This is a genomic window from Candidatus Anstonellales archaeon (assembly GCA_038869735.1).
GTDB lineage: Archaea > Micrarchaeota > Micrarchaeia > Anstonellales > CG1-02-47-40 > JAWCQO01.
This window is the reverse complement of sequence record JAWCQO010000008.1, coordinates 1-18,817: the sequence shown is the minus strand read 5'-3', so window position 1 is coordinate 18,817 and position 18,817 is coordinate 1. Positions and strand designations below refer to the sequence as shown.

Here is an 18,817-nt window from a genome sequence, read left to right as displayed (position 1 = left end):
GGTTGCCCGCAACATTTATTATTATTGTTGTCCTATTTTAGGAAGGGAGTTTTTTGTATAACCCAAAGGAACTTAAATTTAATACTGTAGAAGAAGCAGCCAACGCAATAAAAGAAATAGACGTTTCGGACGCCTGTGTAAAAATAATGGCTCCTAAAGCTGTTTTTGTGTGTATAAAACTTCACAACGTTCGCAACGCAGTAGCAAATATCCTAAAACAGGAGATGATTGCTGAAGGAGGAGATGCAACCGTGTCGCAGTATACTGTAAATTGCGCAAAGGAAAAGACAGACGTGCTTTTGATGGGTACAATAGCACAGTTTACGAAACTTCAGGCAAAAATGAGAATGCAGGGTTATTATATGGGCGAAAAGAGGAGTGAATATGAAGGCATAGTGGATGACATAGACCAAATCATAAAAAATAAAAAATATAAGCTATAGAAAAAAACAGTTGGAGGTTGAGATAATGGTGGAGATTGGAAAGTATCTGCACCCAAAAAGCATAGGTATTATTTTGTCATTTGTAGCTTTAGTTGCCATTGCCGACAATATCCCGGTCTTTAAAGTTGTAGGGTCAGAAAGAGTTTTCACACTTTTCCAGTTTTTTGGTCCCACTATAGGCGGTTTCTTGGGTCCTGGCCTCGGCTCGATGGTTATTTTGGCTGCAGAAGTCTTTTCATTTATTTTTAATTCAAAGGCTTTGACACTTCAATCCGCCTTGCTTTTTCTCCCCATGGTATTTGCAACTATCTACTTTTCTCTGTATTCAAGAAAGATAAAAGTAGGCGCTATTGTTCCCCTTGTCTGCATAGTGCTGTTTGTGCTACATCCTGTTGGCTCAGAAGCATGGCAGTTTTCACTTCTCTGGTTCATCCCACTCATTTCAATGTTGCTCCCAAACAATATTTTCTTGCGGAGTCTTGGCGCAACGTTCAGCGCACATGCAGTTGGCGGAACAATCTGGATTTACACATTCAATACGACACCCTATTACTGGTTAGTTGAGGTGGGGATCCTAAGGGTCATATTAGAAAGATTGGTGTTTGCAGGGGGTATAGCCGTTAGTTATTACTTCCTTACAACTGTTGCATCTAAAGTTGAGTTTTTGAGGAAGGTAAACTTTGTAAACATAGACATGCATTACTCACTTTTCTAAAACGCCGTGTATACCCTACTCAGAATACCAGTTGTTTTTTATTCTTATTTTTGTTAGATTAGTTAGTATGTCAAAAATAACGCGTGTTATAGGCCGCCAGATTCTGGATTCAAGGGGAAATCCTACTGTAGAAGTTGATGTATTCTCAGGTTCACTTATGGGAAGGGGGGTAGCCCCCTCAGGTGCATCAAAAGGAAGACACGAAGCAGCCGAAATCCGTGATGGAGGAAAAAGATGGAATGGCAAAGGGGTTGACAAAGCTGTAAAAAACGTAAACTCCATAATTGCAAAAAACCTCTTAGGTAAAAACGCAGAGGACCAGGCGGAAATAGATCGACTACTCATCAAACTGGATGGCACACCAAACAAATCATTTATCGGTTCAAATGCAATCGTTGCAACTTCAATGGCGTGTGCAAGGCTCGGTGCGCAATGTGCAGGAGAGCCGCTATATAAACATCTTGGTGGAAGACTTCTTCCTATTCCCTTTATGAATATCCTAAATGGAGGAATGCATGCTGGAAATGAGCTATCCATCCAGGAGTTCATGATAGCCCCCGTGCGTGCAAAAAACTTTCGCGAAGCAATAAGAATGGGAAGCGAGATTTATCATTGCCTTGGGAGGATATTGGAAAAGAAATATGGAAAAAGCGCAAAAAACGTAGGAGATGAAGGTGGCTATGCTCCTCCATTGAAAACAACAAACGAAGCCATAGAGACACTTCTACTTTCCATAGATGAGTCAGGCTACCAAAAACAAGTCAAAATTGCAATAGATGTTGCAGCAACTTCATTCTATTCAAAAAGAACTTATTTAATAGATGGTAAAAAGCTAAGCACCCAGATGATGTTTGAATACTATTCACAGCTTCTTGGAACCTACCCTATAATCAGTCTTGAAGACCCCTTCCATGAAAACGACTTTGACTCGTTTGCAGAGATAACAGCAACTAAAAAGGTTCAAATAGTAGGAGACGATTTACTTGTAAGCAATCCTTCCAGAATCCAAACAGCTATAAACAAAAAATCTTGTAACGCCCTTCTCTTAAAGATAAATCAGATAGGAACTGTGACCGAAGCTCTCAATTCCTACAAACTCGCAAAATCGGCCGGTTGGAAAATTATGGTCTCCCACCGCTCAGGCGAAACCGAAGATACTTTCATTTCCGATTTTGCAGTCGGAACAACCAGTGGCCAAATAAAAGCAGGTGCGCCTGCAAGAGGAGAGAGAACAGCTAAATACAACCGCCTAATAAGAATAGAAGAGGAGCTTGGAAGTAAAGCCCAATTTGCAGCTTTTAGATAAAACATTCATTTGCAACTTTATCATCTATTGCTTTCTCTTCTATCTATTACTACTTATCTATTACTACTCAAAGAATGGAGTGAGGATTTTTATACGCGCTTTCTCTCATCCATATCTTCTAACTTTTCTGCTATTTTTCTAAATCTTTTTTCAAACGTCTCTTTGGAGAAATGAGACAGCCGTATAAGAGCATAGAATCCTGTGGCAACTCCCCCTATCATAAAAACTATTGTGAATACCTTTCCATAGAGCGTTTTTGGGCTAACTTCACTATACCCAATTGTCGTCACAGTCGCCGTTGCATAGAGACTTGACGTTAAGAAATCCCACCCTTCTAAAAAGTGGTATGCCATTATTGCTATAACTACCATGATAACGAGCGCAAGAAGGGGGTACACCACGTCTTCTCTCATAAAAATAAATTCACATGCACAAAATATAAAATCCATTCTGTTTGTCTTTTCAAACAAGCGGGCCCGATGGGATTTGAACCCACGGCCTACAGCTTAGAAGGCTGCCGCTCTATCCAGCCTGAGCTACGGGCCCATTGTAACAATGTAGATTTTTAACTCGATAATTTATAAAGCTGATAATAAAAACAGAGAATCCAAATCAATCTACATTTCCTCAAGTGCCGCTATCCCCAATAAAGAAAGTGTATTCTTTATGCAGTTTCGTGAGGCAATCAATATTCTGATTCTGGCTTCCTTCTCATCACCAGTAGCTTTGATTACTGGAGAAGTCGTATAAAATTTATTGAACGCAGAGGCTATATCAAGGGCATACTCGCAGATTCTATGAGGCCAAAGTTCTCTTGCAGCTTCCTCCAGTATTTCTGGAAACTTCAAAATTACTTTCAAAAGGTTTTTCTCTTCAGGCGTATACCTATATGCAATCTTCCTTTTTACTTCAGTTTTAAGTCCGCCTCCCTTGCTAATTATACCACAAATCCTTGCATAGGCGTACTGCAAATACGGTGCAGAATCTCCTTCCAGTGAGAGAGCCTTATCCCAATCAAAGACAATCTTTTTTTCAGGGGATTTTGAAACTAAAGAAAACCTAATAGCCCCGATAGCTACTTCTCGTGCCACTTTCTCCTTCTCCTCCTCACTCATCTTTCTAACTACTTTCTCTCGAGCCCTCCTTATCCCTTCTTCGATAAGTTCGTCTGCCGTATATCCTATCCACGTTCCTTCTCTTCCTGAGAATCTTCCACTGGGAAGATAAGCGTGTTCATAAGACAAGTGGCGCAAAGCCTCTGCTTCTTTCTCATAACCCAAAGACCTTAAAATTTCTTTAACTACCTTCTGCTGATATGTCTGTTCCATTCCTATTACGTTTATGCACTGGTCTGCTTTCCCAAATTCCATCTCAATTCCATCTTGCGCACTAATAAAACAGTCCTTTCCGTTAGGTTGCGAAATAAACTTTCTGTATTTAAGTCGACCTTTTAGCTTTCCAAACTTCCACAGATGAAAAATGACATCTTTTGCAGTGTAAGTAGCCGTTCCGTCGCTTCTAACAAGAACCACATCTGGATTTTTCATCCCCTCAAATTCTTCCCCCCGTATGCGTGCAACAATGCAACCTGCATTTTGCCCTTCGCGTTCGTATACGACGCTTTTGCTTTTTAGTAGTAGCTCAATCCCCTCCTTGTATATAGTACTCACAATATCTGACTCTTTTATAAGCACATCGTGATATACTCCCATACCAATAGCAGTTTCGTACTGAGCTCTAACACACGTCTCAACCATTTCCTGATGCAAAGCAGATATTTCTTTGTCCCCCGTTTCCATTTTTTTTAGCAGAGCTCTAACCTCCTCTTTCACTTTTTCACTATCCATTCGCTTTTCCACTTCTACATACTGTTTCCCAATCCAATGGTCAAACTTTCCTACAGATTCTCTTTCAAGGTTTAGATACCCCCACAGACTTTCTGCAACTTGCAATCCTAAGTCATCTATATAATCTTGTCTTTCTACCTTTCTTCCAACAAACTCCAGTAATCTTCCAACACAATCTCCCAGAATTGCGTTTCGTAAGTGTCCAACGTGCCAAGGTTTGTTTGGGTTTACGGAAGGAAATTCAAGCAGAATCTTTCCTCCATCCTTTCTTTCTTTCCCAAACCTTTCTCCCATCTCGATGACTCTTGCACATGCATAAGAATAGAACTCATCTGAAAGAAAAAAATTAAGGTAAGGACCAACCGCTTCTACTTTCAAAATCCACTCATCCTTTCCAATGTTTCCTTCAATTTCCTTGGCTACTTCGCTTGGCTTTTTCCCCCCATATCGCTTTGCAACCTGAAAGGAGACAGTTGAAGCAACATCTCCAAAATTGTTTTTTGGAGTCTCTAGTGTGCGCAGTGCGTCTTGTGATGAAATCCCAGTTGCCTCAGAAATAAGCTTTGAAATCTTGTCTTCTACTTCTTTTTTCAAGAAAATCGTCCTCATTTTTTACTCTAATCCCAATTACATTAGACTACCATTACCTCTTTTTGAGCATTTTTGTCTAACGCAAAAGGGATATCTATCTTTACTTTTATTCTCCAAACATAAATCGCGTTATCGTGCCCGAACTCATAGCTTGTGGTTTTTGCATCTCGTGGAATTAAGAATTTAGCAACAAACTCTTCCTCTTTATATATGCCCTCCCCAGCTAATTTCACGTCTTTGCTATAACAAATCCTTGAAATTTCTCTTACTTCGGTTTTTATATGTGTTCTTCTCTGTACTCCAAGATCACGCTCTTGAAGGTAGTCATAGCTGTCCATTACTCTCCTTACCTCTTCCAATCTTTTTTCTGTGCATATGAGGGTTGCAAAAATACCTCTTGCCCTAATCTCCTTCTTCAGTTTAATGTGTATCTGCGCGGTTATCTCCATGCCCGGCTTGTAGTTTTCCCTGTCAAGGATTATCGAAATCACAATGCATTTTAAGCAAAAATACGTTTTAATATTTACTACATACCCGTAACAATAATAAAGCACAATACAAGGGGTCGTGTGCTAACCTGGTATGCTTTCGGGTTCGGGACCCGACGGTCTGAGTTCAAATCTCAGCGACCCCAATCATTTGCAAGCTCTCCTATGGCTTTTTATTCTTTTTTTATCTAATGTTTCTTTAGGCATGATAAGCAAACTCTTCTTCACAATCGGTGACGTCTATGCAAGCAGAGAAAATATCTTATATTCTCCGACTGATGGAAGAGTTGATAGAAGATACATCTATTCCAAAGAATATCAGGAAAGCAGTTTCAGATGCGAAAGAGAAAGTAGCCGAAGAGGGGGATATAAAAATACGAGCAAGCTCAGCTATTTATCTGCTTGATTCTATCTCCGAAGACATAAACATGCCCATCCATGCTCGAACCCAGATATGGACCATTCTGTCAGAATTAGAGTCATTAAAGGAAGAATAATCGGCACGTTTCTCTCAGAGATTGAATTTCGCAATCAAGGGCAATCCAATGTTATTTATTCTTTTATCCCGATTTTTAATATGAAGAATTATGGGGGAGGCTCTAGAAAAACTATTATCAGCAGGAGTTCGCATTAGTGAGGGTGCAGAAGAACTTTTAGAAAAAATTGATAAGCCTCAAGATGTTATAAAAGAAATACTTCATCGCAATCTCTTGTTCGTTGAAAGAAAAGACATAGAGGAAATAATCGCCGAGAAGAACAAAATTCCAACACCTGTCGAAATAAAAAGATCAGATGACTTTTATCCTGCGGCCAAAGAATATCCATCTAAAATTAGAATTCTTCATGAAGATGACGTCTCTGGAAAGTCAAGATGCACAGGGAGCGTGGAAGACTTTATCTACCACTTCACCGATAGATTCGAAAGAATGAAAGCGCTTATCAGGAGAAGCCGAACCACCGATAAACCTATTGTCGAGACAAATCGCCTTAAGGAATTTGAAAGAAAAGAGGTTAGGCTAATAGGACTTGTATATGAAAAGCGAATAACTAAACAAGGAAACTTGCTTTTTGAAATCGAAGACCTCAAGGGAACTGCAAAGGTGCTTGTTAAACAATCAGACTATAGAATATTTGCTCTTGCAAAATCAGTTCTTCTTGATGATATTGTTGCAATTGATGGGAGAGTTTCTGACCCCTTTGTCTTTGCAACGGATATAATGTATCTTGACCTCCCCACTATCCGAGAACAGAAAAAAACAGACATAGATGTTGCAATAGCTTACTTATCAGACTTACATATAGGAAGCAAGAATTTTCTCGAAAGAGAGTTTTCAAAGTTTATAGAGTGGCTTTGCGGAGGAAGTGATAGAAAAGAACTTGCAGGAAAGGTCAAGTACATAGTAATTGCCGGCGATATCATAGACGGAATTGGGGTATATCCTCTCCAAGAGAGAGAACTTGCAATAAAAGATGTATTTAAGCAATACGAAGCCTTTGACCAGTTGATATCACGCATTCCAGATTATATAGAAATAATAGTTTCGCCGGGCAATCACGACGCAGTTCGCAGGGCGGATCCACAGCCTCTAATAAGCAAAGATCTAATAAAAGCAGATGTCAAGCGTATAGGAAGTCCCGGGTGGGTGGATATAGAAGGATTACGACACCTCGTTTACCATGGGACCTCACTTGACGGGATAATCTCAAACGCATCCGGTCTTGATTATATGCACCCAGAAAAGCCCATGGTAGAGCTACTTAAAAGACGACACCTATCGCCAATCTACGGAGAGAATCTTATAATCCCTGAACGCCATGATTATATGGTTATCCAAAATGAGCCTGATGTTATGCATATGGGCCACTTGCACAAAAATGCCTATACTTTCTACAGAGGAACATTGGTTTTAAACTCCGGTACCTTTCAGTCTAGGACAGATTTTCAGGTGCGTATGGGACATGTGCCTTCTCCAGGAATAGTTTATATATGCGAGTCTAAAACTTGCAAGATAACTGCCCTGGACTTTAACTCTTGGCGATGATTATGCTTGTAGCAGATGAAGAAATGCAGAAATATTTTTCGCTTCTTAGGCACGAACTAGAAAGTGCCTACGAAATTGCTTCACTGGCAAGGAAAAAAGGTTTTGACCCTGCTTGTGGGGTCGAAATAAAGATAGCTGAAGACGTTGCTGGAAGAGTTGAAGGGATAGTTGGACCACCAGGAATTGCCCAAGAAATCCGTAAGCTGGAATCAGTAGGTTTGGAGAGAACCACTATTGCATATGAGATAGTAAAGAGAATATGTGCGGGTGAGTTCATCTCAGGACCTAAAGAAAAGCTGATAGACCAAGCAGTCAGAACCGGTGTTGGTATCCTTACAGAAGGCGTACTCGTTGCTCCTACAGAAGGAATAGCTAAAATCCGCATCATAAAAAATCAAGATGATTCAGAGTGTCTTGCTCTTTATTTTGCAGGCCCAATTCGGTCGGCTGGCGGAACAATAGCCGCGCTTTCAGTGGTACTGGGGGATGTTGCAAGAAGGCAGCTTGGCATTGGAGATTTTCGGGCTACTGATGATGAAATAGAAAGATATGTCGAGGAATGCGAAATATACAACGCTCGCTGCGCAAGACTCCAATATAAACCTCCAGATGAACATATCCGGCACATAATAAAAAATTGTCCTGTGTGCATAGAGGGAGAACCAACAGAAAAAATAGAGGTTGCTGTTAAGCGCGACCTGAAAAGGCTTGTTAAGGATTCCCACGGAAGAACCATAAGTGAGGATATTACCAATAGGATACGTGGAGGAATAGCTCTTGTCGTGTGCGAAGGAATAGCTCAAAAAGCAAGCAAAGTTTTAAAATATGCAAAGAAATTTGGTCTTGACTGGGATTGGCTTGAAGCCGTTATCCGCATTGGGAAAAAAGAGGGAATAATAAAAATAAAGCCAAATACTACATTCTTAGATGAGCTGGTTGCGGGTAGGCCAATATTTGCCTATCCCATGCAGGCAGGGGGGTTTCGCCTTAGATATGGTAGAACAAGAGCAACAGGCATAATGGCAAAGGCAGTGCATCCTGCTACGATGGTAATTTTGGACTCATTTCTTGCAGTTGGAACGCAGATGAAAGTTGAGCGCCCGGGAAAGGGTTGCGTTGTTTCTCCATGCGATTCGATAGAGGGGCCAGTTGTAAAACTCTTGGATGGTTCAGTTGTCAAGTTAAATTCTACAGAAGAAGCAACAGCTGTGCTAGGCAAAATAGATAAAATCCTATTTCTTGGAGATTTATTGGTTTCTGTCGGCGATTTTATCAAATCTAACCACCCATTAATTCCAAGTGCTTGGTGTTTTGAGTGGTATTCCCAAATATGCGCCTCAAAAGGCATTCGAGCAAAGCCAAATCCTAGTGCAGACGAAGCTTTTAGACTATCAGAAGAACATAATATACCTCTTCATCCGTTATACACCTACTTCTGGCATGATATAACTGAAGAAGAACTTCTTCTTCTTGCAAAATACCTTTTGTCTGCCAAAATATCCCGCGACTGGCTTGGTGGAATTAAACACATAGCTCTTCCGCTTGGAGAAGGCAAAGAAATTTTAGAAAAACTTTGCGTTCTTCATACTGTCTCAGAGGGAGAGGTTATAATAGGGAAAGAAAACGCATTGGCACTTCTCAAATCGTTGGGTCTGCTTGTTGAAAATTCCCTAAGCTTTGAGCGATTTGATAAAATATTTTCAGAAAACCGCGGTAGCGGGGTTATGAGCATACTAAACAAAACTTCAGGTGTTATTGTCAAAGAGAAAGCCCCGACCTATATCGGTGCGCGAATGGGCAGGCCGGAGAAGGCCAAAAGAAGAGAGATGAAACCGCCTGTTCACGTTCTATTTCCCCTAGGCCGAACAATAAAACACAGAAGCATTATCAAAACATACAAAAGCCTTCGCGAGCGCCCTACTGCTGAAGGACACGGTATCAGTGTGGAGATTGCAAGACTAAAGTGTTCACAATGCAGTAAAATAAACGTAACCAAACTCTGTAGCTGTGGAGGTTTGTGCGATTTTGTATATATTTGCCCAAAGTGTGGAAAAGAAAGATACCAGGAATGGTGTAGCCTTTGCAATGTAAACTGTAAATTTTATGAAGAACGCCCAATCAACTTTGAGGAGGTGTTTGAGGAAGCGAAGAGAAGACTAGGTATAACTGAGCCCAATAGTCTACCGGACGAAGTCAAAGGAGTAAAAGGCCTGATATCAACATTCAAGATTCCTGAACGAATTGAGAAAGGAATATTGCGCGCTAAACACAAATTATCAATATTCAGAGATGGAACGTGCAGATTTGATTCCACTGATGTCCCTCTAACTCACTTCTATCCAAGAGAAATCGGCACCCCAGTTTCAAGGCTAAAAGAGCTGGGCTATACTCATGATTACAAAGGCGAGGATCTAAAAAGCGAGGACCAACTTGTTGAACTCAAGCCTCAAGATATTATACTATCGCAAGCAGGTGGCGAATACTTCACGCATGTGGCAGCCTTCATTGACGATCTCCTAGTCTCCCTTTACGGATTAGAACCTTACTATAAAATAAAATCCCCAGCTGACCTTGTCGGAAAACTTTTTATCGGAATATCCCCGCACACATCCGCAGGTATCTTGTGCCGGCTTATTGGTTTTACTAAAGCACGCGTAGGATTTGCCCATCCTTATTTTCATACCGCTAAAAGAAGAAATGCAGACGGAGATGAAGACTCGCTCATTCTTCTTTTGGACGCACTTTTAAACTTCTCTCTGTATTACGTACCAGAATCCAGAGGCGGAACCATGGATGCTACGCGCGTGCTTACTGCTGTGATTGACCCCTTAGAAGTCGATGACGAATCGCATTCTATGGAAATATGCAATGAGCTTCCTCTCGCTTTTTACGAAGCTTCTGAAAAATACCTTTCTCCTTCTGAGCTGACTATAAAGCTTGTTAAAGATACACTTGGCACTCAAGACCAATATAGAGGCCTTTTATTTACTCACCAAACCAGTTCCATAGATGCTGGCCCATTGACTACCACTTATATAAAATTTAAAGATATGGAAGAAAAGGTCGATGCCCAGCTGTCGTTGGAGAGGCGATTACGATCAGTAGACGTAAGAGACGTTGCCGAACGCATAATCCTCTCTCACTTTTTACCTGACCTCTACGGTAACCTAAGAGCATTTTCGCGCCAAAAATTTAGGTGTGTTTCGTGTAATGAAAAATACAGGCGAATACCTCTTGTTGGAAAATGCACAAAATGTGGGGATAAACTTCTTCTTACTGTTAATAGAGGAGGAATAGAAAAATACCTCGAAGTGTCAAAACGAATGATTAAGCTCTATGAGCTCCCATCCTATCTAAAACAAAGATTAGAACTTCTTGAAGACGAAATAGAAAGTATATTCGTTGATGAAAAATCAAAGCAGTCCGATTTGTCAGAATTTATGTAACTGCGATTTTCCTAGACAGGCTTCGTTGACTCAATGTTGATGCCCTAAACATCAAAAATCCTAATTTTTATCACCGATATCTATGCAGAATCAACAGCTCTGAATCTGTCGTTTCTGACAAAGAACCTAATGAACAGATAAAAAAGAGACTTCAAAAAGAGAATAAATCGAAGAAATTTGACGATATTTGATTAACATCTGGCTTAGATAAAGTCATGTGTAGCATAATTTAGAGAGAACGAGGTGCAACCAAGCAAACTGTTTAATAACTGTTATACGCTTCAGTTAGAAACGAGGTTTAGTGCAACGTCCGAATGGAAAATTTTTGAGTTCCCCTCCTGCGTCCGCTCATTTTCTACAGATACACAAATAAGAAATAGGATTCAATTCCCTAATTTCAGATTTTAACCCACCTTTATCAAAAATTTCTCTTAATTTACGTTTTGTAAATTGTTGGGAAAATAAGCCTTCTTTAGAATAGACGGTTCCAGTCTTTGTAATTTTTACATGAGTAAGTTCGTCTTTTTTATAGCTTTCTAATCTTGGGGTGGAAATATAGCAGCCATGTAACAATGCAAGAGGAATGGGATATTTTCAACAAAGATGATTTCTTTAAATTTAATGTTGAATGGCTCACAGAATGCTTTAGAATTTTGAAACACGGAGGTAGTTTATGGGTCTGTGGTTCATTCCACAATATCTACCAGGTAGGTTACATTATTCAACAGATGTCTGATCTAAAGATAAACAATAGTATAGTTTGGTTTAAGCCAAACGCCCAACCAAATATTACTTGCCGATTTTTTACAGAAAGTACAGAGCATTTAATTTGGGCATCCAAAAATGGAAATGGGCAGAAATGGACTTTTAATTATGAAGATACAAAAAATTTAATTTATGACGCTCTTAATCCTAAAGGAAAACAAAAGAGAAATGTTTGGTGTATTCCATTAACACCTAAAAAAGAAAAATGGGCTGGAGAACATCCAACACAAAAGCCCGAAGAATTATTAAGAAGAATTATTATATCTTGTACCAAACCAGGTGATTTAATTTTAGATCCTTTTCTAGGTTCTGGGACAACTTCAGTAGTAGCTAAAAAATTAGGTAGAAATTCAATAGGCATAGAAAAAGAATTAAAATATTTAGAAATAATAAAAAAGAGGCTATCACCAACACAAAAAACATTAAATGAGTCAGAAGTAGAAATAATAAAATGAATAAAAAATGTCAAAATCTTTTAAGACAAGCAATCATATTTTTAGCTTTGTGGCTAATTACAAGTTTAATTTGGTCTATACAAACTCTCTCAAATTAAGAGAGGGTGGGTAGGGGAAGCCGAATTCCGAATTACGCCTAACATATGCGATTTGACGAAGTCCTGCGAAGCATGATTTGGGTGGAGTGAACTGCAGGTGAGCGTAACCGTTAAATCGCGTTATGCTCTCTGAGCGAAGGGAAGACGAAATTTTAGTGCAACGATACCTAAGGCAAAAATTTCGAGTCGCGAGTCCGCCTAAATTTTTTGCCACCGTAGTTTTTTCTTACTGACTTTAAATTAACTGCCAAAGGCAGACTATATGTTGCGAAGCAGCGGGGGAGGGGGAATATTTCTGGTTCTGTTTATAATAAACCAAAAATTAAACCTGCAATTGTAGAATAAATTATAACAATTAAGACATATACTACCGTTTCCTTTGTTCCTAAAACTTTCCCTATAACTAAAATACTTGGCAAGCTTAAGCTTGGACCAGAGAGAAGCAATGCAAGAGCAGGACTTAGCCATAAATCCTTTAAAGCCGTCTCCCCAAAACTTCTTTGCGCCCAGATAAAGGTCGAGCTTATGGAACTTCTAAGAATTCCTTCCAAAAGGGTTAGCGTCCTCGTTGGTCGCAATGGCCAAACCAAAAAGATGCTTCAGGAGAGGTTAGGAGTAACTTTGCGAGTAAATTCTGATGGTTTGATTGAATGGGAAGGAGAACCACTTTCAGAGTACATATCGCGAGATGTAATTATGGCAATAGGTAGGGGCTTCTCACCCATTACAGCGTTGAAACTAACAAAAGAAGGCTACACTCTAAAGATAGTGGACTTGAGGGAGTTTTCACGAAACGAACGTGAAAGAAGAAGGAAAAAAGCAAGGATAATTGGGATTGAAGGAAAAGTAAAGCGCATTATAGAACATGATGCTGAGTGCGATCTTGCCGTCTATGGAAACACAGTATCAATTATTGCCCCTTTTGAAACGATAGAGGTAGCTGTAAATGCAATATTCAAAATAATGGAAGGAACATCTCATTCAGGAGTTTTTACCTATCTTGAAAAGGTAAAAAAGAGAATGAAGGAGCAGAGACTCAAAGAAGTCTTTGGAATAAAGGTGTAGGCACTTCTATGGTATCAACAGAAAAAATATTCTCAGAATTTAAGGAGCATTCAGTAGCCGAATTTTTCAAAAAAAACAAACAGATGCTAGGATTCTCTGGAAAAATTCGATCACTAACAACTATTGTTCACGAATACGTCACTAATTCACTTGACGCTTGCGAAGAAGCTCGCATTCTTCCAGACATCAAAGTTGAGATTTTTTCTTCCTCTGACAAAGAAGGAGTTTATAAAGTGAGAGTTGAAGACAACGGCCCAGGCATCCCAAAACAGCACCTAGGAAAAGCCCTTGGAATGATGCTTGCAGGAACAAAGTTCCACAGATATGCTCAACAAAGAGGTCAGCAAGGGATAGGTGCATCAGGTTGCACAATGTACGCACAACTTACGACCGGAAAACCTATTCTTGCTGTTTCAAGATATGATAAAAAGAAAATAACGTGCAATATCTCAATAGACTTCAAGACCAACAGACCAAATATGGAAAACATGGTAGAAGAAGACTTATCAGAAGAGGCTCACGGCTTAGTAATCGAAGGAGAATTCGGGGAATGCAAATATGATAAGAGTAGCTATGGCGTCTTTGAATATATAAAGAGAACAGCACTCGCAAATCCACATGCAAACATTTTGTTCGTTGGTCCGGATGGTCAATCAGTAACTTTTCCACGGAGTTCCGAAGAAATACCTCCAAAGCCAAAAGAAGTCCTCCCTCATCCGCTTGGGCTCTCGACTTATGATATTATCGATTACGCGCACAGAGATACACAAAGCACTCGAATAAGTTCATTTCTCCAGTCAAGATTCTCCAGAGTTTCATCATCGAAAGTAAAAGAGTTGGAGGCAATAGCAAAAGGAGTCGATTTTAAAAAGAAGCCAACAGAGCTGGAATGGGCAGAAGCAGAAGAACTTGTAAATGCCATCAAATCAGTAAAGTGGATAGCTCCAGCGACTGACTCCCTTATTCCAATAGGCAAGGCTCAGATAGAAAAATCGCTCAAAAATATCTTAAACCCACAATTTCTTGTAGTTTCAGAACGCTCACCAAAGATATACCGGGGGGGAGTGCCATTTCTTGTAGAGATAGCGCTTGCTTATGGTGGGGATGCAGGTAGGCAAAGCGGTGATATACGGGAGGGAGATATAATAAGATACGCAAATCGAGCTCCGTTGGTTTTTGATTCTGCCGGTTGTGCAATAACAAAAGCCGTAAAAGAAATAGACTGGAGGAGATATGGCATCCGTGATTTTGACCAAGAACCTCTTACAGTCTTTATAAACCTCGTTTCAGTTCATGTTCCTTATACAGGAGCAGGTAAGCAAGCAATAGCAGAAGAGGAGGAAATAGTTTCAGAAATTAAAAATGCAGTAATGGAAACTGCCCGACAACTCCAAAAATACCTCCATGGCTTAATAAGAGAAAGCGAAAAGAGTGGAAGAAAGAAAGCCATAATGCGTTATGTTTCACAATTGGCTCTTGATTTAGCAGAGCTCTCAGGAGAAGCAAGTGCCAATGAACTTGAAAAAAGAATGATTAAACTGATAGAAGAGAAATTCTCTTCACTGACAATAGAAGAAGATTCCGAAGAATACGATGATGAACCGGTGAAAGAGGAGGAAGCGAAAGAAGAAGATCTGTGAGGTGTTCAACAATGGGAAAGCGGAGTGTAGAAAATGAGAATGAAACACTAACTCCACTAAATAAACTTATCTCATTAGGACAGAAAATGGTTTCTGAAATAAAAGAAGGTAAGAGCCCAACATTCCAGACTGTGCTACGGTCAAAAGGTAACGTTATCTATGATGAAGGAGTCGGTTACTTAAGACTTGGAAACAAAATAGAAAAACGTACATTTGTAAATGTAGGTCAAGCACGCAAATTTATGCAAACTGTTGCAATAGCAAGCAAATGTGCTAAATTCCTCAAAGAAAATTCCCATACTTCAATAAGAGGTCTCTTCTATCAACTCAAATTTTCTCTTGGTGAAGATTTAGATGAAGAGCTATTTTCAGAACAATCAGAATCCAATCCCCTCATAGAAGACTTGGAAGTTTCACTCAACGTAAAGCGAGAGGATCTCAATCTAAGCACGGATAGGAAAGGAGTTGTAGCGGGTCCTCTCGTCCTTCTTGATAAGTTTGGAGGGGAAGAAATAGAAATTGACTGTACAAAACAAGGGAGAAGCGGGTGGATGATTCCATCGGATGTAGATAACGGAATGGAGTTTTTGAGCATTGACGCAGATTATGTTCTTGTCGTTGAGAAAGATGCTATGTGGCAGAGACTTAATGAGGACAAATTCTGGAAGAAAGAAAACTGCATTCTTATCAGCCCTAAGGGCCAAGCCTCGCGGGGTTGTCGCAGATTAATCAGAAAGCTTGCAAGCAAAAAACTTCCAGTATATTGTTTTACAGACTGTGATGCGTGGGGGTGGTATATATATTGGACAATTAAAACAGGGAGCATGAACTTAGCTTACATTGCAAATGATGTTGCAGTTCCAGAGTCAAAATTCATCGGAGTGACTATGCGCGATATAAAAGATTATGATTTTCTATCCAAGCTCACCATAAAGGCGAAGGAAGTCGACATAAAGCGAGCTGAAGAAATGCTCGAATACCCTTGGATTAAAGCTCATAAAGAGTGGATAGAGGAGTTAAAACAAGTTTTACGGACCAAGCAAAAAATAGAGCAAGACGCACTTCAGGGTCCTCGCCTTTCATTTGTAGGTGAGTACCTAAAAGAAAAAATAGAAAAAAAGAAATTTTTGCCATAGCAAACGAAAGCTTTTATACGCAAGATTCCAAATCTATCTGATGGACACTCTTTTCTCATCATTTCATCTAATTGCAGAAGCCAACAGTTTGCTAGATGAAATAAGCGAATCAAGGACAGTATCAGTTGAAAATCTCAATACTCTATCCAACTTTCGTTCGCAGATGCTTGCTCAAGGTTTCTCTGCCCCTTTCTCTGTGCTTCTTGCCATAACGCAAAAGGAGATGGACTACTCTGCGGAAGCAGATAAGGATGACCAAAAAAAGCAGCTTTCATACATAAAATACATCTCAAACCTAAAGAAGTTTACTCTAAATCGAGTTAGAGTAGCGCATGCGGCTCACATAATCGCTTTACGCCTAGGAGAGAGCTATCTTCTTCCCTACCTTCCGTTGGGAGGGAATCACATAAGCATGCTTGTCAAAGGTGGCGAATATGCAATAAAATCTTACAAGCTTCTAATGGAGCTATTATCCGAACATTACAGTCCATATATGCAGACGATAGCTACTATTGAATATACTCAAGGCGGACAGAAAAAGATCGAGACTCTCAAGTTGAATTCTCAAGCTCACCTTTCCGAGCGCATCAGAAGGATATACGGCCCTGACGCCAAACTAATAAAAACAGAGCTAATGCGAGCCAAAAGCTCAATAATAAAAAATAGAAGCAGTAAGGTTGCCATTTCCTGTGCAATTTCGCTTGCAGTGGTAGAAGAAATCAAAGGAAAAGAGGGGTATGCTGGTGACAAGCTTAAGATTTATAATGCCATACTAAGAAGATATGGCATCTCACCAAACGTTCGCATCGACCTTGTTGAAGGATTTAGAAGAACAAAAGAAGAACTCAGTGCTTTTGGCTTCGGAACATTTATAAGCGATACCTTTGTGCTCAATCCAGACATCATTAAAGAACTAAATTCTATAAAACTTTACTCTGACCAAGCCGTTGATAAACGGTCCAAGGAAAAGTTGTGTGAATGCCTTTTTAGAGTCTATGCAACAACAAATGCCTCAGAGCGAAAATCACGCAGTCCGATTCCAAGCCTTTCTTCTGTGCCAGACGAAAGCCAGCTAGCTATTCTTGATATTAGCGGAGGAATTGGCAGTATCAAAAAACCATCTCTTGCAATACTGGAAAAAATAGCTTCAGAAGAAAAAAGCGCTGGCATCAGTTCAAGGGAATTTGGAATGGGGTTTATATGTTCAAAATATGGTCTTGAAACAGAGGAATCCATGAAACTATTCTCTGCATCTAGAGAAGAAATAGAGAATTCGGTCCAAAAAGTTTCATCCTTATTTGAAGGTCGCGGTGCTGCTTTCTTAAGTGAAATCAAACGCAGTGACTAATGCTATGATTGAACTTTCAGGAAATAGAACAAAAATTTTAGATATAATTAAAAACAATACGGAATCCGAGGAGTTTGTCCTGAAAGTGAAGCCAAGTAAAATTCTCTTTTCAATTCTTCTTACAAAGACAAGAGTCAAGCGAATATTTGTTTCCAATGGAATCCTTAAAACCATTCCAGCAAAGGTCCTAAAGGCATTCCCGACAGTTGGTGTGAAATTAATTAAGATAGACCTCAAAAGAGGAAGAAAAGAAAAAGTTAATGAAGAAAAACTCAGAGAAGCGTTACGCCTAATTTTGATGGGAAAAACATTAAAGGAGGCATCCCAGAGCATAGGTGTCTCTTCTTCATGGCTCTGTGTTCGTTTAAGAAAATACAGACGAAAAAATTACGCTCGCAAGAAATACTTATTAATTTAAGCGGAGTGAGACAAACATGAAGTCCTATCTACTAGTTGTTGTCTCTGGCATATTTTTGGGTATAATCTCCTTCTTAAAAAGGATTTTGCAAAATCATTTCTCAGATACATTCATCGCCACATCACGGCTTTTTCTTGCTTCAGTTTTCCTCCTTATCATTCTACTTGCGACTCACCGAAAAAAAGAAATAAGAATTACCAGAGAAGAGATAGTGCCTTTAGCCATCATTGGGATAGCTATAGCTCTCTCATTTTACTTCTACTTCCTTTCGATTTCGCGTCTTCCATTTTTTGTAGCAGTCACTCTCATCTTTACAACACCATTTTTTTCTGTCATACTCGAAAGCTTGATGGAGAAGATACATGTTGGAAAGAAAGTGATAATTGGGATGGCTCTTCTTTTTATAGGAGTCGGTATTTTCTTTTATGAAAACACACTTGAGCCACTTTCAGATTTATTAGGCATAGTATTTGGCCTAGTTGGGGCACTTTGCTCTGCATTTGCAAATGAGCAAATAAAATTTGAAGAGAGAAGGCATTCGGTTTTTAAAATAACTCTGTGGTCTCTCTTTTTTGGTTTTATGTTCCTTGCGCCTCTATTGCACGCAGAAGGCATCGCTGCTACTCGAGTTGACCTTTTGTCTCTTTATGCAATAGGAATTATAGGATTTCTTACAGCTATAACTTTTATTTTGTTTGATTATTCCCTTGCATACCACGAGCCCCATGTGAGCTCAGCAATCCATAACTCAAGCGCGTTTCTGACGTCGTTTCTCCTTTCAACACTTGTTCTTTTTGAGAACATCTCCCTAGGAAAAATTGCAGGTGCTCTACTAATAATTACTGCAAATATTATAATAAACCGCTACTCCCATACTAGCCACAAATTGCATCGGATATGATTATCCAACAAAGAAGTATCGGTATGCAACGCACGTTTATGCTTCTACATTCTTAATAAGTGGGATACTATCCCACCTCTCCATCTTTATTCCAACCTTTTCCATACTTTTTC

General features: G+C 39.6%; 16 protein-coding genes and 2 tRNA genes. 14 read left to right on the top strand and 4 right to left on the bottom strand.

All coding sequences use genetic code 11. From position 1 onward, the window contains the following. Nucleotides 1-53 precede the first annotated feature (53 nt). From QXF67_03810 to eno, 3 genes are all read left to right on the top strand, one after another. Entirely contained in the window at nt 54-443 is a 390-nt protein-coding gene (locus tag QXF67_03810) for a hypothetical protein (protein ID MEM3060628.1), read from the top strand. 25 nt (nt 444-468) lie between these two features. Further along, nucleotides 469-1,158 carry a hypothetical protein gene (locus QXF67_03805; GenBank protein MEM3060627.1) on the top strand — a complete coding sequence of 230 codons (690 nt, stop codon included), beginning with the start codon at nt 469-471 and terminating at the stop codon, nt 1,156-1,158. Nucleotides 1,159-1,225: 67 nt separating this feature from the next. Next, nucleotides 1,226-2,464: a phosphopyruvate hydratase gene (eno, locus tag QXF67_03800; protein ID MEM3060626.1), complete on the top strand. Its 1,239-nt coding sequence runs from the start codon at nt 1,226-1,228 to the stop codon at nt 2,462-2,464. Nucleotides 2,465-2,553: 89 nt separating this feature from the next. Here the strand turns inward: eno and QXF67_03795 are convergent, their stop codons facing one another. The 4 genes from QXF67_03795 to QXF67_03780 all read right to left on the bottom strand — a co-directional run bounded on the left by QXF67_03795 (nt 2,554) and on the right by QXF67_03780 (nt 5,393). After that, a complete protein-coding gene (locus QXF67_03795) occupies nt 2,554-2,877 on the bottom strand; it encodes a potassium channel family protein (protein ID MEM3060625.1) in 324 nt (107 codons plus the stop codon). 58 nt (nt 2,878-2,935) lie between these two features. Then, nucleotides 2,936-3,010: transfer RNA gene (locus tag QXF67_03790), tRNA-Arg, on the bottom strand. Nucleotides 3,011-3,081: 71 nt separating this feature from the next. Next, nucleotides 3,082-4,920: an arginine--tRNA ligase gene (locus tag QXF67_03785; GenBank protein ID MEM3060624.1), complete on the bottom strand. Its 1,839-nt coding sequence runs from the start codon at nt 4,918-4,920 to the stop codon at nt 3,082-3,084. Between the two features lie 23 nt (nt 4,921-4,943). Then, nucleotides 4,944-5,393 (bottom strand): hypothetical protein, encoded by a 450-nt coding sequence (locus QXF67_03780; GenBank protein ID MEM3060623.1) that lies wholly within the window; start codon nt 5,391-5,393, stop codon nt 4,944-4,946. A 70-nt stretch (nt 5,394-5,463) separates the two neighbouring features. Between QXF67_03780 and QXF67_03775 the strand changes: the two genes are divergently transcribed. The 11 genes from QXF67_03775 to QXF67_03725 all read left to right on the top strand — a co-directional run bounded on the left by QXF67_03775 (nt 5,464) and on the right by QXF67_03725 (nt 18,704). After that, nucleotides 5,464-5,536 (top strand) — tRNA-Pro (locus tag QXF67_03775). 96 nt (nt 5,537-5,632) lie between these two features. Further along, nucleotides 5,633-5,887, top strand: a complete 255-nt coding sequence (locus QXF67_03770; GenBank protein ID MEM3060622.1) for a UPF0147 family protein — start codon at nt 5,633-5,635, stop codon at nt 5,885-5,887. Between the two features lie 90 nt (nt 5,888-5,977). Continuing rightward, on the top strand, nt 5,978-7,432 hold the full coding sequence (locus QXF67_03765; protein MEM3060621.1) for a DNA-directed DNA polymerase II small subunit: 1,455 nt from the start codon (nt 5,978-5,980) through the stop codon (nt 7,430-7,432). A 2-nt stretch (nt 7,433-7,434) separates the two neighbouring features. After that, entirely contained in the window at nt 7,435-10,878 is a 3,444-nt protein-coding gene (locus QXF67_03760) for a DNA polymerase II large subunit (GenBank protein MEM3060620.1), read from the top strand. A 572-nt stretch (nt 10,879-11,450) separates the two neighbouring features. Further along, nucleotides 11,451-12,098, top strand: coding sequence for a site-specific DNA-methyltransferase (locus QXF67_03755; protein ID MEM3060619.1), 648 nt, complete (start codon nt 11,451-11,453; stop codon nt 12,096-12,098). A gap of 623 nt (nt 12,099-12,721) precedes the next feature. Next, nucleotides 12,722-13,261: a hypothetical protein gene (locus QXF67_03750; GenBank protein MEM3060618.1), complete on the top strand. Its 540-nt coding sequence runs from the start codon at nt 12,722-12,724 to the stop codon at nt 13,259-13,261. 8 nt (nt 13,262-13,269) lie between these two features. Further along, nucleotides 13,270-14,901: a DNA topoisomerase VI subunit B gene (gene top6B, locus QXF67_03745; protein MEM3060617.1), complete on the top strand. Its 1,632-nt coding sequence runs from the start codon at nt 13,270-13,272 to the stop codon at nt 14,899-14,901. Between the two features lie 11 nt (nt 14,902-14,912). Beyond that, entirely contained in the window at nt 14,913-16,037 is a 1,125-nt protein-coding gene (locus QXF67_03740; protein ID MEM3060616.1) for a DNA topoisomerase IV subunit A, read from the top strand. A gap of 40 nt (nt 16,038-16,077) precedes the next feature. Then, nucleotides 16,078-17,385, top strand: a complete 1,308-nt coding sequence (locus tag QXF67_03735; protein ID MEM3060615.1) for a DUF530 family protein — start codon at nt 16,078-16,080, stop codon at nt 17,383-17,385. Nucleotides 17,386-17,389: 4 nt separating this feature from the next. Next, complete coding sequence (locus tag QXF67_03730; protein MEM3060614.1) at nt 17,390-17,803, top strand: hypothetical protein; 414 nt, start codon at nt 17,390-17,392, stop codon at nt 17,801-17,803. 16 nt (nt 17,804-17,819) lie between these two features. Next, entirely contained in the window at nt 17,820-18,704 is an 885-nt protein-coding gene (locus QXF67_03725; GenBank protein ID MEM3060613.1) for a DMT family transporter, read from the top strand. The last annotated feature ends 113 nt before the right edge of the window (nt 18,705-18,817 follow it).